This window comes from Emticicia fluvialis (assembly GCF_024793945.1).
Lineage (GTDB): Bacteria > Bacteroidota > Bacteroidia > Cytophagales > Spirosomataceae > Emticicia > Emticicia fluvialis.
This window is the reverse complement of sequence record NZ_JANUSD010000003.1, coordinates 343,566-364,851: the sequence shown is the minus strand read 5'-3', so window position 1 is coordinate 364,851 and position 21,286 is coordinate 343,566. Positions and strand designations below refer to the sequence as shown.

At 39.7% G+C, this 21,286-nt stretch carries 13 protein-coding genes; 9 read left to right on the top strand and 4 right to left on the bottom strand.

The features are described 5' to 3' along the window. Nucleotides 1–1,243 precede the first annotated feature (1,243 nt). The 9 genes from NZ848_RS05390 (at nt 1,244) to soxC (ending at nt 15,295) form a co-directional block, all read left to right on the top strand. Nucleotides 1,244–2,317: a tetratricopeptide repeat protein gene (locus tag NZ848_RS05390; RefSeq protein ID WP_259014659.1), complete on the top strand. Its 1,074-nt coding sequence runs from the start codon at nt 1,244–1,246 to the stop codon at nt 2,315–2,317. A 753-nt stretch (nt 2,318–3,070) separates the two neighbouring features. Next, nucleotides 3,071–3,523 carry a DinB family protein gene (locus tag NZ848_RS05385; protein WP_253526293.1) on the top strand — a complete coding sequence of 151 codons (453 nt, stop codon included), beginning with the start codon at nt 3,071–3,073 and terminating at the stop codon, nt 3,521–3,523. 401 nt (nt 3,524–3,924) lie between these two features. Further along, nucleotides 3,925–5,280, top strand: coding sequence for a hypothetical protein (locus NZ848_RS05380; protein WP_259014658.1), 1,356 nt, complete (start codon nt 3,925–3,927; stop codon nt 5,278–5,280). A 586-nt stretch (nt 5,281–5,866) separates the two neighbouring features. Further along, nucleotides 5,867–8,908, top strand: a complete 3,042-nt coding sequence (locus NZ848_RS05375; protein ID WP_259014657.1) for a SusC/RagA family TonB-linked outer membrane protein — start codon at nt 5,867–5,869, stop codon at nt 8,906–8,908. Between the two features lie 25 nt (nt 8,909–8,933). Next, nucleotides 8,934–10,271 carry a RagB/SusD family nutrient uptake outer membrane protein gene (locus NZ848_RS05370; RefSeq protein ID WP_259014656.1) on the top strand — a complete coding sequence of 446 codons (1,338 nt, stop codon included), beginning with the start codon at nt 8,934–8,936 and terminating at the stop codon, nt 10,269–10,271. 90 nt (nt 10,272–10,361) lie between these two features. Continuing rightward, on the top strand, nt 10,362–11,705 hold the full coding sequence (locus NZ848_RS05365) for a DoxX family protein (protein ID WP_259014655.1): 1,344 nt from the start codon (nt 10,362–10,364) through the stop codon (nt 11,703–11,705). 27 nt (nt 11,706–11,732) lie between these two features. Continuing rightward, entirely contained in the window at nt 11,733–13,382 is a 1,650-nt protein-coding gene (locus tag NZ848_RS05360) for a hypothetical protein (protein WP_259014654.1), read from the top strand. Between the two features lie 72 nt (nt 13,383–13,454). After that, nucleotides 13,455–14,048, top strand: a complete 594-nt coding sequence (locus NZ848_RS05355; RefSeq protein ID WP_390890861.1) for a c-type cytochrome — start codon at nt 13,455–13,457, stop codon at nt 14,046–14,048. A 2-nt stretch (nt 14,049–14,050) separates the two neighbouring features. Continuing rightward, nucleotides 14,051–15,295, top strand: coding sequence for a sulfite dehydrogenase (gene soxC, locus NZ848_RS05350; RefSeq protein ID WP_390890860.1), 1,245 nt, complete (start codon nt 14,051–14,053; stop codon nt 15,293–15,295). A 251-nt stretch (nt 15,296–15,546) separates the two neighbouring features. On the opposite strand, the gene NZ848_RS05345 is transcribed toward soxC, so the two are convergent. The 4 genes from NZ848_RS05345 to NZ848_RS05330 all read right to left on the bottom strand — a co-directional run bounded on the left by NZ848_RS05345 (nt 15,547) and on the right by NZ848_RS05330 (nt 21,283). Continuing rightward, complete coding sequence (locus NZ848_RS05345; protein ID WP_259014652.1) at nt 15,547–16,590, bottom strand: serine hydrolase domain-containing protein; 1,044 nt, start codon at nt 16,588–16,590, stop codon at nt 15,547–15,549. A gap of 678 nt (nt 16,591–17,268) precedes the next feature. Further along, nucleotides 17,269–18,051, bottom strand: coding sequence for a TerC family protein (locus tag NZ848_RS05340; protein WP_253526255.1), 783 nt, complete (start codon nt 18,049–18,051; stop codon nt 17,269–17,271). Nucleotides 18,052–18,352: 301 nt separating this feature from the next. Then, complete coding sequence (locus NZ848_RS05335; protein WP_259014651.1) at nt 18,353–19,864, bottom strand: helix-hairpin-helix domain-containing protein; 1,512 nt, start codon at nt 19,862–19,864, stop codon at nt 18,353–18,355. A 9-nt stretch (nt 19,865–19,873) separates the two neighbouring features. Beyond that, on the bottom strand, nt 19,874–21,283 hold the full coding sequence (locus NZ848_RS05330; protein WP_253526237.1) for a PP2C family serine/threonine-protein phosphatase: 1,410 nt from the start codon (nt 21,281–21,283) through the stop codon (nt 19,874–19,876). Nucleotides 21,284–21,286 lie beyond the last annotated feature (3 nt).

Below are 21,286 nucleotides of genomic sequence, written 5' to 3'. Positions count from 1 at the left end.
GGTCGGCATTGAATTATTTCAGCATTGCATTAGTCTTTTCAATTGTATATTAAAGAAGAGACTAAAATCCTGACGCGACACTTTCTTGCTATAGCACTACCCATTATATTTTATCACCTTTCAGGTAAGTAAATAAAGACGTTGAAAAGGGCTTTAGCCTTGCTCTTTGAATATAGTTAATGACATTCTGAGCGAAGATTAAAGCGTTTATTCCTGAAAAAAATCGGGTAATAAACGTATTGAGCCTACTTGATAAAATCGGGCTGTAGAAATGTACTTTTACATTCTTTTTCATTTACTTTGTAATGGTTAAATAAAAAAATAAGGTACCTGAAGGTTATTTTAACCTTCTGAATCATTCGCAATGAGCCTTTTTTTTGACCTACCACTCTTGTTCCAGCAGGAGTGGTATTTTTTAATTCATATATGCTTCTTTGGGTTTAAATTAATTAATGTTTCAAGGGTTGTCAGCAGTAGGTAGATAGGGAGAAAGTATCAGTAAAATAATACTCTACTAAATCTATCGACAAAATAAATTAATAGTTTCTTAGCCTGCAAGATAATTTTAAACTAAATGCGTGTATCTTATTAAAGTACAATTTATAATTTAATTAATGATGCGTAATGCGGTGTTTTAACGTTTTCTAAGGTTAGTGAATCGATATTACGCTGATTTATGCCGGCAATAGCTTATAGGTACACCTCAATTTAATACAATAATCTATTTAGTATATAATATAAGTAGGATAATAAAAATATTTTATTTAAGCTTGCATCTTAATACACTTTAAAAAGAATTTAGCGACATACGAATCATTTTCATAAAGACAATTCAATGAATTTTATCATTAGGCCTATTATTATTTTACTTGTTTTTTCTTCTTATTCCGGGGCCGCCGATTTTGAGCTTACACCCGGGTTTCAAAAGGCATATACCGAGGTTTTTAAATATAAAATTCGTGCAGGTAGAAATCTTCTGGTAAATGAAAAGAAAGACAGCCCTTTCAGAGCTTATCTTGAAAATTATATTGACATGGTAGAATTGTTGAATTCAGACGACGAGGAATACTATGAAAGAATAAAGCACAAAGAGGGTGAGCGACTGGATTTAATTGAGGACCTGGATGAAAAATCTCCATATAACCGTTTTCTCAGAGCTGAAATTAAAATGCACTGGGCATTAAATAAACTTCGGTTCGGGCATGAACTTAAGGCCGCCTTTAATATCATAGAGGCAGCTAAATTGCTTGAAGAAAATCAGAGGTTGTTTCCGGGCTTTCTGCCCAATTACAAATCGCTCGGATGTCTTCATATTATTGTAGGGTCAGTACCAGACAATTTCAAGTGGGCACTTAAAATACTTGGGCTTAAAGGAAATGTTAGTCAAGGTTTGCTTGAATTAGATAAGGCAGCAAAAGATTCTGTATGGGGCAATGAAGCAAGATATTGTTCTTATTATATACAGGCATTTGTAGGAAAAATAGATGAAAAAGAGCAAGCCGAATTAATGAAGTTTATAGAAAGTCAACCTGATAATTTAAATGTACATTTCATAGGCTTAGCTGTATCAATGCGAGCTAATAATGCAGAACTGACCCATAAAATTCTTAAAAAGCTGCCAACGGGAAATGAATACATCGTATGTCCAATTCTTGACCTTTATAGAGCCGATGTAGCATTAATGAAGCGTCAGTACCAGCAAGCCAATGGCTTTTATGGCCTTTATCTGAAAAATGTAAAAATCAAAACTTTTGTGAAGGATACTTATTTCAAATTGTTTTTAAGTAATTATCTCATGAATAATGATAAACTGGCACTAGCATACCTTTCTAAAATTCCGGCTGTAGGCAGCACAATTAGTGAAGGGGATAAGGCGGCTGAAAAATTTTATGAAAGTTATGCCAAAGGTCATGTTTTACCCAATAAAGAATTATTGCAGGCAAAACTTGCATTAGACGGGGGGTATTATACTGATGCACTTGATTTAATAGCAGCTATAACCGAACAGAAGTTAATTACACAAAAGGAGAAAACAGAATATTTCTATCTGGCAGGGAAAGCCTTCCAGAAGAACAACCAAGCCGACAAAGCGATTGGTTATTTCGAAAAGGCCATTGTACTCAATGAAAAGCAACCCTGGTATTTTGGTGCTGGTGCGGCTCTGCAATTAGGCTATATTTTTCAGGAAAAAGCCCAGAAAAATCAAGCAAAAATTTATTTTGAAAAAGCTATCTCATATAAAAATCATGAGTACAAAAATACAATAGACAGCAAAGCCAGAGCCGCTCTTTCAGAAATGGGATTCAGAATTAATTAATAACCCGAATAAGAAAATAACAGGGTAGCTGCATTATGAGTTTATTGGTGGCTTTTGAAGTATATATTGCAAAAGAAAGTTTTCAGAGAGTTGAAGAGATGCGGCTGTCTTGTCTAATAAAATGCAAGACAAAGAATTATAGTTTAGGTATATTGAACTTAAATAAATTCATGGCTATTCAAAAAAGCCAATAAGGGTACCAAGGGTTGAATTATAGACCTATTCAGCCCGTAAAAGCGCTCAGAAATGGGTGCTTTTTTTTGTTCTTAGAAAAAAACATAAGACCTAAAAGGCATAACAATGATGAATTCAATCAATGTATTTGTGAAGCAAAAACGCAAAATTAACGCAGGAAGAACTGGCTCAGAAAGCAGGGGCTGGTCTGCATTTATTGCGCAAGTTGGAAGAAAGGAAAACTACCCTCAGGCTCGACAAGCTGAGTCGGGCACTGGATATGCTCGGCAGTGATACTCAGGGGTTATCAGAAAGGAGGTGGGGGATGAATAGAGCCTGTGTGTATTGTTTCCTTTTTTTGTTGGTTTGATTCCTGAAGGAGGGTTAATGGAAATTGCTGTGGAGAATTGAAAAATTAATCTGCGCGACCGTATGCGATTATTGCGGGCTACCTGCCGCGATTTGCAGCATTCCCAAACTGTGAGTTTTTTTGCCCGAAACACACCAATTATGCTAACCATCATAGTTTTAGAGCTTACGATAAGTTACTATTGTACCGTAATTTAACTGGCTACTGAAATGTTGACGCAACAATTGTACACGCAATGGCTTGAAGCCCGAACCAGGCTTTCGAATCAATTCAAACAAATAACCGGAACAGACCTTCTGAAAAAACTAGGGGATTCACCCAATTCTGCTGGCTTTCTGATTCGCCATATTGCAGACGTTGAACTACTCTTCGCTAAAAATGTATTTAAATACAGCGAAGTAAAGGTTATTGCAAAGACAGTCATTGACCAGAAAGATACCGGCGAATGGACAGATTTAGCAGAATTGCTGCAATACCAGCAATATGCATGTCAGATGTTAGAAGAGGCCATCTTAGCACAGCAGGATTCAGATTGGGATGAACTCATCACCACCAAAGAGTTCGGAACAAAAACAAAAATTGAGGCATTGGGTCGCATTATCTCACATACATCCTATCATGCAGGTCAGTTGGCTATCGTTGTAAAGTATGGAGTTTTATGAGGCATTCAGACACGAGTAATTCCAGCATAAAATTGAAATAGCTTTTAGCTGGTTCATCGGAAATAATCAATTGCATGATACTTCTACGGTTGGATGTTAGGCCGGGCTGGAAGAATACAATGCAAGGTTTAATATGGCAGCAATGCGTTTTTTCTGCTATTTTTTTGGCAAGGCTTACCACTGAAAAGTTAATATGTATAAAATCAGGCAGAAAAAAGAAGTACTAATGAAAGGGGGCATCGAAGGGTGAGATGGTACATACCAAATAATCCAAAACTACGGCTTGCTGCTGCGTAACGTAAAATAATATTATACCGGTGAACTCCCAAAATCATACCTGATTCTGTAATTGTTTAGGCATACGCCACTCACTTGTATTTAACCAATATTATTCGGTACTCATGAAAAAGACTTTCCCAATATTAGTTACTGTCTTAAGCCTGACTGTAATTAGCTCTTGCAAAACCAAAGAAATTGTGCCTGTCCCTCCAACTTTAGACACCATTACGGTTTCTGAAACAACCTTTTCTTCGGTGCTGCTTTCATGCGCAATTAGCAATGCTGGCAATCAATCTATTTCTGATTATGGTTTTGTTTATTCTGAAACCAACGCAACCCCTACTTTGGCAGATTCAAGAATAGCTCATGGAGCGGTATCAGACCCGAATGTTGCGCCCATAAAATTTTCAGATGTTGTGAAAGGCCTAAAACCAAGCACTAATTATTTTGCAAGGTCTTATTCTGTAATTGCTTCCGGAACAATTTTTGGACCTGTCATGACCTTCAAAACTGCTGATGTTATTCAACCTGCTATAAAAACTGATGCCGTTATTCTGGTTTTTACAACTAGTGCAAAATTAAGAGGAATTGTAGAAACAAAAGGCTCTTTTGATGTAAGCGAGTACGGGATTTGCTGGTCGTCGACCAATAACCTGCCAACAACAGCCGATTCGAAATCAGGTAAAACAAATATTAGTGTTTTTCCTACGATTTATACCGTAGATGCAACTAATTTGACACCAAATACAGCTTATTATTTTCGCGCATTTGTTGTTTCCAATGGCGTAACTACCTATGGTGACGCCCTGAAATTCAATACTTTAGCCATAACGCAGCCAACTATAAAAACCCTGGATGCCACCACAACTTCTACCACTTCTGTTAAAATTAACGGAGTAGTTGAATCGGGCGGAAATTCTGCTGACATCACCGAATATGGCATTTGTTGGTCGCAAAGATTTTCAACACCAACAACTGAACATTCTAAAGCAAAAATACCCGATAGCATAACGGTTTTCCCAAAGCCATTTTCGGTAAACATTTATAGTTTAAATAGCAATACAGAGATTTTTTACAGGGCTTATGTTATATCTAATGGGGTTGTAAGCTATGGAGACATAAAAACTTATAAACTGGAAACAGAGGGTTTTCCTACTTTAACGACCGGAAATGCCACGTATATTTCGGCCACATCCCAAAAATTATATGGTACTATTAACACCAGAGGTAATTTTGCAATTACTGAATACGGTGTTTGTTGGTTTTATATCAACGACTTTTCAAATACCTTACCTATTACTTGTATTTCAGGAGCTTCCATTCAAGGTAGTCCAACGGCTTTTCCGGCCACATTTTCTATTGACGCCACAAACCTGAATGCAGGTACTTTATATATCTATCGTGCTTTTGTTGTTGCAAATGGAATAACTACCTATGGCAACGAAAAAACATTTTTTAAGGAGGCCAACCCCAATTAATTCGCTGTTTCTTTCTTCACCGCTTTTGCGTATAAACGAGTTGAAAATCCATAACCAAAGGGTTGTAGCTTCCTTTCTTACGCCATTTAGCCTGTCTTTTTTAGCCTTATATTTAATTGTATTTTCATTGAAGATAGGCGTATCCGTATTCTGGCCATTCGGGGTCGTGCCATCACTATAAATCAATAACAGTATATAACCAACAGGCTTCTGCTAATTAACGACCATTTGTTTTTGTAGTATGTGTAGATAAAGTAGAATAAAACAAATATGGTAAAAAATAATAGTCTACTTATTTGGTAGATTATATATAATAATATTAGTTTTGTTTCTGTTGCTTAAAGTTGTATCTATTTCAATAAATAAATCCTTCTTTTTTTTTACAAAAGTAGTAACTCAAGGCAGGAAAAGTAAAGTATTGATTGATGATATGCTGAAAGGCAAAAGACAAGAAAAAGCCTAAAAATGCCACTCTTGCGGGAACAAGAGTGGCTGGTCGAAACAAAGGCTCATTGCGACATGATTGTGGCGATTGCGATGCAATCGGCCAGGTACCTAATTGTTTAATTTAACCATTACAAAGTAAATGAAAAAAAACGTACTTGTACAGTTTTTGCTGGCTATTCTGCTGATTCCTTCGGTAGCTTTGGCCCAGCAATCAGATGCAACCATTAATTCTACGCTTTCCGGCAGGGTAATTGACGAAAAAACCAAAGAACCACTCATTGGGGCATCTGTGCAAATTAAGGGAACCACCCATGGAGTCATTACTGATGTTGATGGCAAATTTTACTTCAAAACCGGCCAGAAATTCCCTTATACACTTGTTGTAAATTTTATTGGGTATGAGACACTAGAAATTTTGGCTTCAACAAGCACCATTATTGTGCCGTTGAAGACCAATGCACAACAATTGAACGAAATTGTTGTGGTTGGTTATGGTACTCAGGAACGCAAAAACCTGATTGGCTCAATTACCAAAGTAGACCCCGCCGAAGTCAATGCGATACCTGTCGGCAGCATTGATGCCCAGCTTCAGGGAAAGGTGTCTGGTGTGCAGATTTCTTCACCTACCGGCGTACCCGGCGAAACAGTAAACGTAAGGGTACGCGGCGCCACCTCAATTAATGCCGATAACGACCCTCTGTATGTGATTGACGGCGTTTTTGTTAACAGCAATAGTTTACAGACCATCAGCACCGGTGGCAAATCTACTTCGCCCATTGCAGACCTTAATCCGGTCGATATACAGAGTATTGAAGTTTTAAAAGATGCCGAAGCTACGGCATTGTATGGGTCAAGAGGAGCCAACGGGGTTATTTTGATTACCACCAAAAGAGGGAATTTTGAACAGGCCCCCAAGGTTAATTTCAACGTAAGCTACGGGCAGGCCAAAGCAATTAAACTCTGGGAGCTAACTACAGGGCCTGAACACGCCCAGCTTGTAAACGAATGGTGGATAAACACAGGGAAAGACACGCCGTCATTAAACAGAACTTTTGCCAATCGGCCATTCAGACCGGTTTCAGAAGGCGGGCGGGGCCTTCCGGAAGAACAGCAAACCTACGACCGCTTGAGCGAAGCTTTTCGCACCGCAACTTTGCAGAACTATGATATCTCGTTGGTTGGTGGCACAAAATCAACAAAGTACTATATAGGCGGTGGGTACACTGCTCAGGAGTCTATCTTAAGGCCAATTACTTTTAACAGGGCAAGCTTTAAAGTAAATCTCGATCAGAAGATAAACGACAGAGTTCAGATAGGCGTAAGCAATTCATTCAGCCGTACCTATCGTAATCAGGCGCGGGCGGGTGATGGCCCGCAAGGGGGTTTGCTGCAGGCAGCTTTGCATACACCAACATATCTTTCTCCAACCGAAAACGGCGTTCTGGTTGGCAGGGCAGGGTTTGACAACCTTACACTACTGCTGCAAAACTATGATGTACACTCAACCAGCCTCAGATACATAGGCAACTTATATGCAGAAGCCGAGCTACTGCCAAATCTGAAGCTTCGTTCCAGTTGGGGCGTAGATTATAATAATTACAACGAGTCTGAGTATTGGAATACTTTTCTTCTTCTGGGCGCTCAGGGTGGCCTTGCCACTTCTTCAATAAGTCAGTTCACGTCATTATTAAATGAACAGACACTTACGTATCGCCATAAAATAGGTAAAAAACATTCATTGGGTGTCGTTGTCGGTAATACTCTCCAAAGCGATGTACTCACCAGAACCTATGCCGAAGGCCGTGGATTTGCCAATAATTCATTTAAAATCATTTCTTCGGCAGCTACAACTACCAGTTCACAAAGCTGGAGTAAAAGCACGCTGGCCTCTTTCTTTGCCAAAGCAGATTATGCCTTTAATGGTAAATACCTCATTAACTTTAGTGTAAGAGCCGACGGCTCCTCAAGATTTGGCAATGACCGCAAATGGGGGTACTTCCCCGCCGTAGGTGCTGCCTGGCGTATCAAACAGGAAGACTTCCTCAAAGACCTGTCGTTCCTGACAGACCTGAAACTCCGCACCAGTTACGGTATTGTAGGTAACCAGAACGGTATAGGCAACTTTGCTGCTCAGGGACTCTGGACAGGCGGAGCATCTTATCAGGGTAGCCCCGGCATTGCTCCGCAGCAATTAGCCAACCCCGATTTGAAATGGGAACGAACCAATCAGTTTAACGTAGGCCTGGATGCCTCCATACTGAATGGCAGAATTGGCTTTGAGCTTAACTATTACACCAAATACACACGCGATGGGCTGCTTCAACTGGCTTTGCCAAGCACTACCGGTTTTGGCAGTTACTGGAGCAATGCTGCCGAAATCAGTAACAAAGGCTTTGAGCTGAATATCAACACCATTAACTACGAGAAAGGAGGTTTCAGATGGACAAGTAACCTGAACATAGCGCAGAATATCAATAAAATAGAAAAGCTTGAGAATCCGCTCCGCTATGGCAGCCGCGAATTAATTCTACAACAACAAGGCACTCCTCTTTATTCTTTCTGGGTTTACAAGCAATTATATGTTGATTCTCAGACAGGCAACGTAGTCTATGAAGATGTAAATAAAGACGGCCAAATTACCGTTGCCGACCGCCAGATTATAGGCAGTATCTGGCCTAAATTCTTTGGTGGTTTTACTAATAATTTCAGTTATAAAGGTTTTGAGTTATCAGCCTTTCTGGCTTTCCAGTATGGCAATAAGGTATATAACCACAATAAGTTTTTTGGTGAAGGCGGCGGTGCCAGAGATGCAGCCCGTGTGATTTTTGCCAGTAACAATGCCAGATGGCAAAAACCCGGCGATATTACAGATGTGCCCAGACCAGACGGCGTGAATGTAAACAATTATCGTGACGGCGGAAGCCGCTGGCTGGAAGATGGCTCCTTCTTACGTCTCCGCAGCCTGAATCTGGCTTACAATTTCCCTAAAGCAGTTGCTGCCAGGCTAAAGGCAGACAACCTGAAAGTGTATCTGAACGGCACCAATCTATTCCTTTTAACCAAATACACAGGTTTAGACCCGGAGTCAAGCGCGAGCAGTGACCAGAACGCACAGGGTATTGATTTGGGTACGCCTCCACAGCCACGTAGTTTTCAGGCCGGCTTGAGCCTCACATTCTAAAAACTGATAACCAAAATTAAAGGAAATGAAATCATTAAAATATATTCTATCTGCAGGAATACTTACGCTGAGTGCATCCTGCAGTAATTTTCTGGATGTAAAACCTCTGGAATCTATTTCTGATACCCAAACCATTTTTGACAAAGCTTCAGCTGAAACAGCCTTAAGAGGGGTTTATTCGGCCTTAAGCAACGGCAGCTATTATGGTACGACTTTTCAGTCGATAGGCTATTTATCCGGTGATAATATTCAATGGACGGGCTCGCAGTCGCAGGTGCAGGAATTTATCAATAAAAAAGTGCAACCTGAAAACTCGACCATCTCAGGAGCCTGGACAGCCATCTACCGTACTATTAATCGCGCCAATAATGTAATTGCCAAGGTACCTGCGGTAACAGACCCGCTTCTGACAGAGACGCTTAAAAATCAGATTGTTGGTGAGGCTTATTTTATACGGGCTTTGTCTTATTTTGATCTGGCACGCACCTGGGGAGGTGTTCCTTTGATTACTAAACCAACTGCAACTCCGGCAGAAAACAGAGGCATTGCCAGAAGCAGCCAGGCAGAAACCTATGCGCTGGTACTAAAAGACCTTGAAACGGCTGAGCCTCTGCTACCCTCTACAACAGACCGTTACCGGGCTACACGCAAAACCGTATGGGCCTTGCGTGCGCGCCTGCACTTATACCTGAAAGATTGGGCTAAAGCAGAAGAATATGCTTCAAAACTGATTGTTGATACAAACTATAAATTAGTAAAGCCATACAGTTCTTTTTTTGCCAATGATGCCCGAGGTACGCAGGAATCTGTCTTTGAAATTTTCTACAGTGCCAATGAACCTAACACGCATCGGGGGCAATGGCAACCTCAAACCAACGGAGGCACTCGCCAATGGGCTCCGAATGATGCCCTGATAACCTTGCTCAATGACCCTAAAATTGGCGGTGGCCGCAGTGCATTGGTAGCAAAAGATAATCAGAATCGCTGGTATGGCAACTTATATTACCGTACACCCGCCACCGACCCGAGCTATATTTTCCGCATTGCCGAGCTGTATCTGATTCGTTCAGAAGCAAGAGCCAATCTGGGCAAAATAACAGATGGATTGGCAGACCTGAACGCCATACGCGACCGCGCAGCGATAGAACCCAGCACCGCCTCTACAAAAGACGCACTTTTGCTTGCTGTTGAAAATGAAAGAAGAGTAGAGTTTGCCCTGGAGCCACATCGTTGGTTTGATATCGTACGTACTGGCCATGCAACGCAGGTTTTTAATGTAACCGACCCAAACCGGCTCTTGCTGCCCATTCCGGTTGGAGAAATCCAGATTGATAAAGCGCTTTCCCAAAACCCGGGCTATTGATTTAAACTTAATCCGGCCTGTAAACCTGTATTGGCTACCAGCCGGATTACACCTTTGGTTTTTAAGACACTTACCAAAACAAAATATTCTATGTCTAACATTCTTGAACTAAACTCTCAAACGAATTGGAGTAACAAGGAAAAAACCATTTTCAGGTTTTTTGCCATTTATTTCTTTTTGCAGGTATTGCCTCTAGACATCCGGTTTTTCAGACACCTTTTTTCAATCAACTGGTTGCATGTGCAATACCGCGATATCTTCTACCTTTCCAGGTATTCTCCTTCTTTTACCGGTAAAGACAGCTTCCTTAACTGGATAATTATTGCGCTAGTGGCTGCTGCAGGTACATTGCTATGGGGCAAGGCCTATGCTAAACCAATCAATTACGACAAACTCTATTATTGGTTAAGAGTATTGGTGCGCTACCGGCTGGCAGCGGGTGTAATAACCTATGGTTTTCTTAAGTTTTTCCCTATTCAGGCCCCCTTTCCTTCTATCAGTAATCTCAATACCAATTACGGCGACTTTACCGCCTGGAAACTATTCTCTCTTGGTTTGGGGGTTGTACCAGACTATCAGTCGTTTTTAGGGCTTGTAGAAATTATCAGCGGCTTGCTTTTGCTCAATCGTAAAACTGCTACAATTGCCACCTTTATTATTCTGCCTTTTACGGGCAATATTGCCATTTCAAATATTGCTTATGAAGGCGGCGAATATGTATATGCTTTTTATCTGGTTAGCCTTGCGCTCTATCTGTTCGCTTTTGATGCGGTACGTCTGTTTAATCTGTTGTCGCTTCAAAAGCCTGTTCAGCCAAACCACTATCAGCCTGTTTTTGATAACAAATGGAAACCATACCGGCTGAGTTTAAAATCAGTCTTTATATTGTTTTTTGTGGTGTTGTATGGTGCCAAAACCTATGCAGGGTATAAAAAAGGCGGATACCATTTCCCCGAAAAGAAAGGAATTGAAAAAACAAGCGGCCTTTATAACGTAAGTGAGTTCAGATGGAATGGCCAGCTTATACCATACTCCAGAACTGACTCTACACGTTGGCAGAGCGTGGTTTTTGAAAAGTGGAATACCGTTAGTATTCAATCAAACAAGGCGGTTGTGTTAGAAAATCTGGTCACAGAAGAAATCTACTCAGATGACAAAGACCGTATTTATGAATTGGCGGGCACTCAGGGGCGGCACTATTACAGTTATGATTTTGACTCAACCCGATCAGTAGTAAGGCTGAAAAATCGGAACAGACATTATCCTGGCGACCAATTGGTGCTGTCGTTTCAAAAAAAGAACGACTCCACAATTGTTTTGACTGGCTTAAGTGCCGGCAAGGATTCTGTTTATGCGGTGCTACATAAAATCAATAAAAAGTATCTCACAATTGAAGCCAAAAAAGCTGGTCGCAGAAATGCGCTCAAATTATAATTCTCAACCTCATAAAGCATCACAATTATGTCTGATTCAAACCTAAAGATAGTTCAGGGAGATTTGAGAGAAGAATTACCTGAGAGAAAATCAAAAGACAACGCATATAAACCATGGCAAAACTGGCAGAAAATAGCATTCCGGATTGCATTCGTGTTTTTTATTGCCATGAGCTTGCCTAATAGCACAGACTGGTATAAGGAAATTTCTAATTTCAACTGGCTGCACCTCCATTACCGCGATTTATATGATATTGCACGTTTTGGCTCGGGTCTTAATATTTTTGGTAACCGGATTTTTGGTTCTACTCTGAATGGTTATGCCATTTGGGTAATAACGCTCATTTTTGCGGTGGCAGTGGGTCTGGTCTGGACGGCCATTGCTAAATACAGAAAAATTGAACGTGCCGAGTATAATCGATTATATTATTGGCTCAATGTAATAGTGCGTTATCGGGCTGGTATTGGCATTATCGGATTTGGTTTTACAAAATTGACACCCACTCAGTTGCCGTATCCGTCATGGGGTGTACTGAACACCAATTTCGGAGATTTGACACTTCAGAAGATTTACTGGCTGTCGATAGGTATTGTACCCTGGTACGAGGTTTTTACAGGCGTTGTTGAGGTAGCCGCAGGCGCTTTATTGTTTTTCAGAGCCACTACATTCTGGGGGGCGGTGTTGCTTTTCGGTGCTCTGGCAGACATCGTGTATGTCAATTTTGCTTATGATGGCGGGGTGCATGTATATAGTTCCTATTTCGTTCTTTTTTCTGCCTTTTTGCTGGTTGGTTATATTCCGCAAATCTACAACCTGCTGATTCTTGAGAAATATACCGTGCCGGCGGTTTACTATCCGGCATTTTCAAAGGCATGGCAGAAAATCACCCGCATTTCTTTGAAAACAGCTACCATTGTGCTGTTTCTGCCGGTGTTTCTTTATCTGGCAGTAGTCAATTTTTTATATGACCCATACAAACAACCGGCCCTGAAGGGCATAAAAGAATTACGGGGCAACTATAATGTAACTGAGTTCAGAATCAATAATCAGGTTATTCCATATTCACCCTTAGACTCTATCAGATGGCAACAGGCAACTTTTGAAAAATGGACAACGCTTACTTTCAAAACTAACAAACCTGTAGAGCTGGACTTGTCGAATGGGGGAGGTGCTCCGATGCGCGACATTAACCGTACTTTTGAATTGACAGGTGTGGCCGGTGGCCAGCGGGTATTTTACTATGAAGCAGACACCATAAACCATGTATTGTATTTACAGGATAAAAACCGTGGTAACAGGCAGGAAGGCCGCGAGTTTTTAGGTAACAGGACAGACTTTGGAGGCGATAACCGGTCTGCCGCCCGGCCAACAAAAAGAACCGAAAAATCAAAGGCTGATAATTGGATACCGGATGAAGCAAAAGCAATTATAGGGTCGGAAGATAAGAAAATTGAGCCAATTGCCTATTCAGCGCGTCGCACAAAAGGCATCGAGGCTGAAAGTCGCCCTACCAAACGTAACCGGATGGTATTGAATTATTCAGTATTGAACGGTGGCAACAGAGTGGTTTTGTCTGGTATTAACGAAAAGAAAGATTCTATCAAGGTAGTGCTTGACAGATTCAATAAACAATATGTGCTTTCCCGTAGTACACTTGAAGCCGGAAAGTATGATTAAAATTCGGTTCGACTTGCATTTTTTTAAAAATCAGAAAAAGTGATTTATACACAAAAAACAATCATAAAACTGGTGTTTCCACTAATTGGGGGCATTATTCTGAAGGTGGGTTATCATACCGGCGATTCAACCGTAAAAAGCGGGAAGCCCGCTGCTGTTTTTACTAATACGAAGATGTTTACCGATACCACCCCGGATACATTTGGCTTTGGCAGAAAAGCATCACAAGCAGATATTGACCGGCTGGATATTGACATTCGCCCTGATGGAAAAGGCTTACCGGCTGGTGCCGGTATAGCAGCCAGAGGTAAACTGATTTTTGATAGCAAATGTGCGGCTTGCCATGGGGCAGGGGGAGTCGGTGGCCCAAATGGCTCATTGGTAACCAGCAAAACCCCTGCTAATGGCCGTAAGGAAAAAACGATTGGCAATTACTGGCCTTATGCCACCACTGTTTTTGATTACATCCGCCGGGCAATGCCATTTAATGCGCCCGGCTCGCTAAGCAATGAAGAGGTATATCATCTAACAGCCTATTTATTAAATGCCAACCAGATAATTGATGAAAAAACTGTAATTAACGACCAGAACCTTTCAAAAATAGAGATGCCTGCCAGAAAACTGTTTATACCTGACGACCGCAAAGGAGGGGCGGAAATCCGATGAAAATGGATAAGATTGTTGAAATAACGCAGGAGTTTCCTAAGAAAATATCCAGAAGAAAACTGCTGGGTGGTGCAGCTACGGCAGCGGTGGCTATTATACAGACAGCCAAAGGGCAAACCATACAAAAAGGTATTGCGGAAAATGTTGTTGATGACCCCACCAAAAAATTGGGTATCCTTGCGGGTGAAGTCGGAACGCGCTCGCCTTTTGTGAAATCTGTTAAAAAGTTTTCTGATATTTCGTCGAGGTCGCCACTGCAGGATTTTTACGGAATGATTACCCCATCAGACCTACATTTTGAACGTCATCATGCCGGCGTACCAGCCATTGACCCCACCAAACATGAATTACTCATTCATGGATTAGTAGAAAAACCATTAGTCTTTACCGTTGCTGATTTAAAGCGTTTCCCTTCTGTTTCGCGCATTGCTTTTTTAGAATGTTCTGGAAATTTCAGAGGAGGAAAAGAGAATCTTACTCCACAGGATATTTGTGGACTAACCAGCCAGAGTGAGTGGACAGGTGTTAAACTTTCAACGCTTTTCAGAGAAGTGGGTGTGAAACCCAATGCCACGTGGTTTCTGGCCGAAGGTGGCGATGCTGCCGTAATGACCCGTAGTATTCCTGTAAAAAAAGGATGGGACGATGCTATAGTGGCTTATGCTCAGAATGGAGAGCCGCTCAGACCAGAGCAGGGTTTTCCTGTCAGGCTTTTCCTGCCCGGCTGGGAGGGTAATACCAGTGTCAAGTGGCTCCGCAGACTGGAATTATCAGATGCTCCATACTACACCAGAGAAGAAACCTCCAAATATACCGAGCCCATTAAAGACGGGAAATACAGGATTTTCAGTTTCGATATAGATGCGCGCTCTATTATTACTTTTCCGTCGTATCCGCAAAAAGTTGAAAAAGGCTGGATAGAGATTCGGGGGTTGGCCTGGTCGGGCAGAGGGAAGGTGATTAAAGTTGAAGTAAGCACCGATGCCGGTAAAAACTGGCAGGCGGCACAGCTCAACGAACCTGTTCTAGATAAAGCACACGTGCAGTTCAGGCATTTATGGCATTGGAAAGGGCAGGAAACCGAGATTTTAAGCCGGGTAACTGATGAAACAGGCTATACACAACCCACATTAAAGCAGTTATTTGAGGCCAGAGGCAGCGAAGGTGGCTACCACATGAACCCGGTTACAGCCTGGCAAATTAAACCAGACGGACGTGTTTTGTTTAAACCGGAAACACTCCGTTAGAAATATTCATGGTATTTGTTTGTATTTAGTGAAGCCAAATTCCTTATTCAATAACCAGAAAATGTATCTATGAGGATAGAATTTATTGTAAACAATGTGCCAACCTCGGTAGAAGTTGACCCCGACGCAACCATTATGGGTTAACAGAGATGTACAGAACCTGAAAGCCACCAAAAACGGTTGTGGCAAAGCTTGGTTTGGCGCCTGTACCTTATCTTAAAATTTGTAGTTCAATATGAAACCGTATAAAATCAGTATTTTCTGAAATAATAATCTGCAAGCGCGTTTGCAATTGCACGTGGATTTGCTTCGTCTGTATTGGTTAAAATAATAATTGAAAGCCGGTCATTTACAAAGCGTGCGAACACAGACCTGAATCCAATATTTGAACCACCATGGATAATTAATTTATGCCCTTTGTATTCATCTATTAACCATCCAAAACCATAGTATTCCTTTGATTCAGCCCTGGCGGTAGTTTTAATGAACGGTTCCCATAACTTTTCCCAATTGTCTTTTTTAAGAATAATATCCTTTTTGCTTAATACCTTCTCCCATTTAATCATATCAGAAGAAGTAGAAAGAAATCCGCCACTCGGCCTAATACCAAGCATGGCTGTTGCATTAATCAGGGTGTCGCGTTTATGCATATAACCGGCAGCGCGATTAGGGATAATCCGATAAAAATCTGTCAGGTAGCTATGGGTCATGCCAGCAGGTACAAATAATTTTTCATGGATGTAATCCTGCCAGGGCTTGCCACTAACCTGTTTTATAATTTCAGCCAGCATAAAGTATGCTAAATTACAATATTGGTATTTTTCACCGGTTTTAAAAACCAACGGTAAGTTATAGGCAGACCTGATCACATCTAAATCAGGTTGGATTTTAAAATTGTCGTAGGCCGGCGCTTCTCTTTGCAGGCCCGATGTGTGCGACATCAGGTGTTTAATTTGGATAGGTCGCCAGGTTTCAGGCGCATCCGGAAAGAACTTATGCACCGAATCCTCTATGCTTAATTTACCTTCTTCCACTAATTTCATGACAGCGGTTGTAAAAAACTGCTTACTAACCGACCCCAGCCTGATTACCGTTTCAGAAGTAACCGGTGCATTTAACTCTACATTAGCCAGCCCGTAGCCTTTATTTACAATGGCCTTACCATTTTTTATAACAGCCAACGAAAGCCCAACAATTTTTTGCTTCTCCATCATCTTTTTGACGATGATATCAGTACTATCAATCTGCGCAAATGAGAAACAGGGAAGAAAGACAAAAAGCAGGAGTTTTTTCATAACATTGTAATCGTTTATTGTTCCGGTGGTTGTTTATTTCAAAACCTGCTAAATATAAGAATTATATGTGAATTAGAGCAAGTAGGAAGCACACTTAGGCTCAAAAACGTGAATTTTATACTTTAGATTTGTAAAACAGTGAAGCTCGGGTTATCAGAAACCAGATGAGTGGTGAGTAGTGCAGATTATGGTGTAGTTGTATATTAAAACCACCCAATGGCGTTTGCAAGCTATTACCCAACAACGAGCATATAACTATAAAATTAGCGGGTATTTGTGGTAATAAAATAGCCGCACATTCTTTAAATCAGCTTTAATCTGGTGAACTTGCTTATTTTACTAAACGCTGTTTCTATATATATCGAAACCTTCACTCTCAACGCCTTCAGAACGGGAAAAAAACAGCGAAATAATGCGAAATAGTTTTCATTGAAGAAAACTTTCAATATAAATCTGATGGCCTAAAATCCAATAATCCTTTTTCCGAAAATCGCACAAAACAAAGACCCGGATTCCTTAAATAGAGAATCCAGGCTTTTGCAGTCTGGATTCTCCATAAAGATCACCCTTTTTACAATTACCAAGGGTGGCCAAATTATACTAAAATTTATTATATACTTTGATGCAGCGAATCGTTATGAAATACAATTTATCGGTGTCAGGTTTAAACAGTACATTTTAGTTTTTCTTTGGAAAATTAAATAAAGTTGAGGTGAGAATGGGCACAAAGAAAATTGCAACAGTTAGAACTGAAATGCCTATATCTGCGGCGTGACTGCCTAAAAATTTACTGATTGCACTTGTGGGGTAAAGATGCTCATATAGAGATAAAACAAGTTTAATACCTAAGATACCAATTACAATAAAAGCAGCCCCTTCAAGAAAATCATATTTTTCCATCAATTTTACAAACCACTGAGCTATGAATCGCATTGCCAAAATTCCGATAAAAACACCGGTACAAACCAAAATAATGTTCGGTGTGAAAGCTACAGCTGCAAATACGTTATCAATAGAAAAAGCCATATCCATTAATTCAACCATGCAGACCGTTGCCCAAAAGTTGCCTAGAGAACCAACCGTAGAGCGGTATAGCCAATTGCCTTTTTTATCAATAATATCATCTTCTTTCGTTTCGGTTTGTTTTCCTTTCCACCAATCCCACACTAAGTAAAGTAAATATACGCCACCAAGAGGTTTTAACCACCAAATGGTAATTAAAATCGCTGCAAAAATCATTGCTAATCCTCTGAAAATGTAAGCGCCCCAAATCCCATATTTTAGTGCTTTGTCTCTTTGTTTTTCTGGTAAATCCATCACCATTGTAGCCAAAACTGCCGCATTGTCGACCGAAAGTAAGCTTTCAATAATAATCAGATTTCCAATAATTGCCAATGATGGGAGTGGGTTATTAATAATTTCTTGCCATAAATGACTGGTGTTTTGGAAAAAATCGTTCATTCTTATTTTTGTATTATAGTTATTAATTTATTCTGATAGTTATTATTCCGCTTTAAGTTGTACATCAAAAGTATTACAGATTAACAGTTTATGGCCAAGGCCTGAAGACCCAAGCAAAGTAAATTATAGCCACTATTCAGAATGGCAGGAATATAAATAGTGCTTAACGATAATGTTTGAGCTGTTTTGGAGAATTACCGGTTCATTGAACAAAATTTTATTGTCTTCAACATAACTTTTTAAGGCATTATTTGAATATGACCCAGATTGTAGCGTGTTTCTAATCATAAAATAAATAGAATTATTTATTTGCCATAGTAATAAGAACTACACGCCCCCCCTCTTCATTTGAAAGTAAAAGTCTCTTACCGTCAGTTAATTCAACCATAGAATTGATCGGGATTAATTTATCTTCAGTCAAGTCTTTTAAGGAAGTTAGTTTTTGATTGACCAATACCCATTTGCCATTATGAAAAGTAAAATAACCAAGAGGTATTTTTTGTGCATCAGTGAGTTTTTCGTTACGGATAATATTTCTATTTACATGCCATTGAAACAAATATTGGTTATGATAAACCATCAGGCGATGATTTTCAGGCTTCCAGACTGCAGGCTTAAACTGATAATACAAATCCAGAACAGGCAAGGTACCTTGGTGGTAAGTTCCGCAGAAAGGGCATTTGGGTTTGTTAGTATTATTAAAAACGTACCATTTCTGCTCACAGGCAGTATTACTGCACGGTTGCATCAAATCGGTTGTTTTTAATAATGCCTGTTCCCATTCATCGGCGGTTGGTCTTTGCATTGGATTATGCAAACCATCAATAAATGCTTTATCAAACAGAGTTTTCAAATATGGGCCGGTGATAGTGTAAGGTAATTGGGAAACATCCGCCCAAAACAAATCCCATTTAGATACCTGGTCTAATTTAGGCCGATTTGCCTTATCTGTGGGATGCTCAATAAATAGTGCTTTCTCACCCATTGACAGCAAGTCGTCTTTTTCTGTATCTAAATCATGTACTTTGCCACCTTTTAGCGGATGGCGATGTAATAAATACATATAGATCAGACAAGCGAGCGCGTGTAAATCTGTTTCTCGTTTAGGGAGTTTCCGGTTTGGGTCAGATTTGTTAAGATGCTTAGTGGCCAGTACTTCAGGCGCAATGAAATCAGCAGTACCTATTACTTCTGCCGGAAATAAACCTGGCACAACTAAACCATCCAAATCAATCATGCACGCCGATTTTGACACGGGGTCTACCAGTACATTATTATAAGATAGATCAGAATGAGATAAACCCATTGAGTGCATTTTTTTTACACCACGGGCAATATTAACGCTCACCTGAAAATAACTCATCCAGTTTCCCAGCTCAGACTCATCCAAGCTAAGTGGAAATTTTTTATTTCTAAACTTCGCACCTGCAAACCATTTTCCATTTTTCTCTTCTCCTTTTATCAAATCACTTGAAACATATCCTTTTTTGAAAAAGAACTTTGGCTTATAAATCGGAACAATAATCCCCAGTTTGCCATCAAATTCAATTACGTCGGTAGGCCAACGATATATTTCTTCCAAATAATAATCACCTGCCTCTTTTTCTTTAATCTGCTTATAATATTTGTCTGTAATCCGTATGAGTCTTTCTCGTTGGTTAAAATCCTGTTTATCTCTAAAAATGGCCACTACATATTTTCTGTCCGGGCTAAAGTAAACATCTTTTACACCACCTCTTTTGGGTTCGCCATCAACATACTGATATGTTTTTGTGGCATCAATTATTGATTTTACTGTAATAATATTACTCATATTTTTCTTTTAAAATATTATTGCCAAAGTTCTATCATCGTGGTTACCAGGACTCCAGAAATCTAACCATCTGTTTAATGTCTCGGCAATCTTGTTATTATCGGCTTGAAAATCAACTTTTAAGTTTTCATCGTTTTTGCCATCTAAATCCAATAAAAACTCTTTCCATTTATCAATTTTTTCGAGATTAGCTTCTACCACAAATTTTGGGTCATAAATTCCATCTGTCATTAGCATCAGAAATGAAAAATCTTTAATGATTTTTACGTTAAATCTTGAACTCATTTTTTCAGAACTAAAAATTTCTGGCATAGTTATAAAACGAGTTCCACCGCCGTATTCTCCTACATCAAGCCAATTAAGTAATGAAACTTCAGAGATTTCTCTGTTAAGTAATGCAATTGGGCAATCTCCCACACCAAAAGACAGGATTATATATCCTTCTGGTATCTTCCTGAACAAGCTAAAAATAAGAGTTGTATGAAAGTCCTTTAAATTATTTTCAGTGGCCTTTGCAAAACTTACAATTTCGTTATGAACATAAAGTGTAATTTTATATAATTCTTGGATTATTTTTCTTTTTAAGTCCTGGGGTACTTCTGTAACTCCTCGGGTATTTTCACTTTCAAAAAAAGCATTTATCTCTGAAACCAAATCTTTTGAAAATTGTGTCTCAAAAAACTCTATTGTTTTCTGACACGCCAGCTTCGAGCCTTGCCTTGAATACTTTGCAGAACCCGCTCCATCAGCTACGGTTACGATACTCCAATCGTTTTCCTCAAAATGCTTAAACGCATAATCATCATCTCTGAAGGAACCAACATTTGCATGAGAGCGCCCTCTTTTTGATGCCACAACCAAATGTCTATCACCTAATGGAATTAATTCGTTAATATTATCTTCTTTCCAAAAGAGTGCATTCTTATCGCTTTCAATATTTTTCCAAAGTGATTTTGGATCAGGGTTGATAACAAGAGAAACAATCTTTTCGTTAAGAAAAGAGTCGTCAGCTTCTCCTTTTATTCTGAACTTCATTTTTATTTTTAGCTCGCCGCTTTGACTGGGAATACCAGTAATCCATTCAGTTTTGTCGCTGTATTGTAGATTTAAGTTTTCAAGTCCTTCAAATTCTAAATATGCAATATCTCTCCATTGCCATTTTTCGATTTCTATTTTTGCAGAGTACGCTTTACCTACCGTTCCGTTCGGAATAGAAATAACCTGACTTTTAATATCGTCAATTCTATTTTTTAAAAGCCATTTATCCATTAGCAATTGTTGGGTTTCTTTTATTTGATTAAAAAGATTAATGTTAGTTTCATCATTAACAAATTCATCCAGAAGCAAGGTTTTATTAGAAGAAATTGAGAGTTTATGTTTTTCTAAAATTGCTTTAATATATGCTTTAATTTCTGACATCTT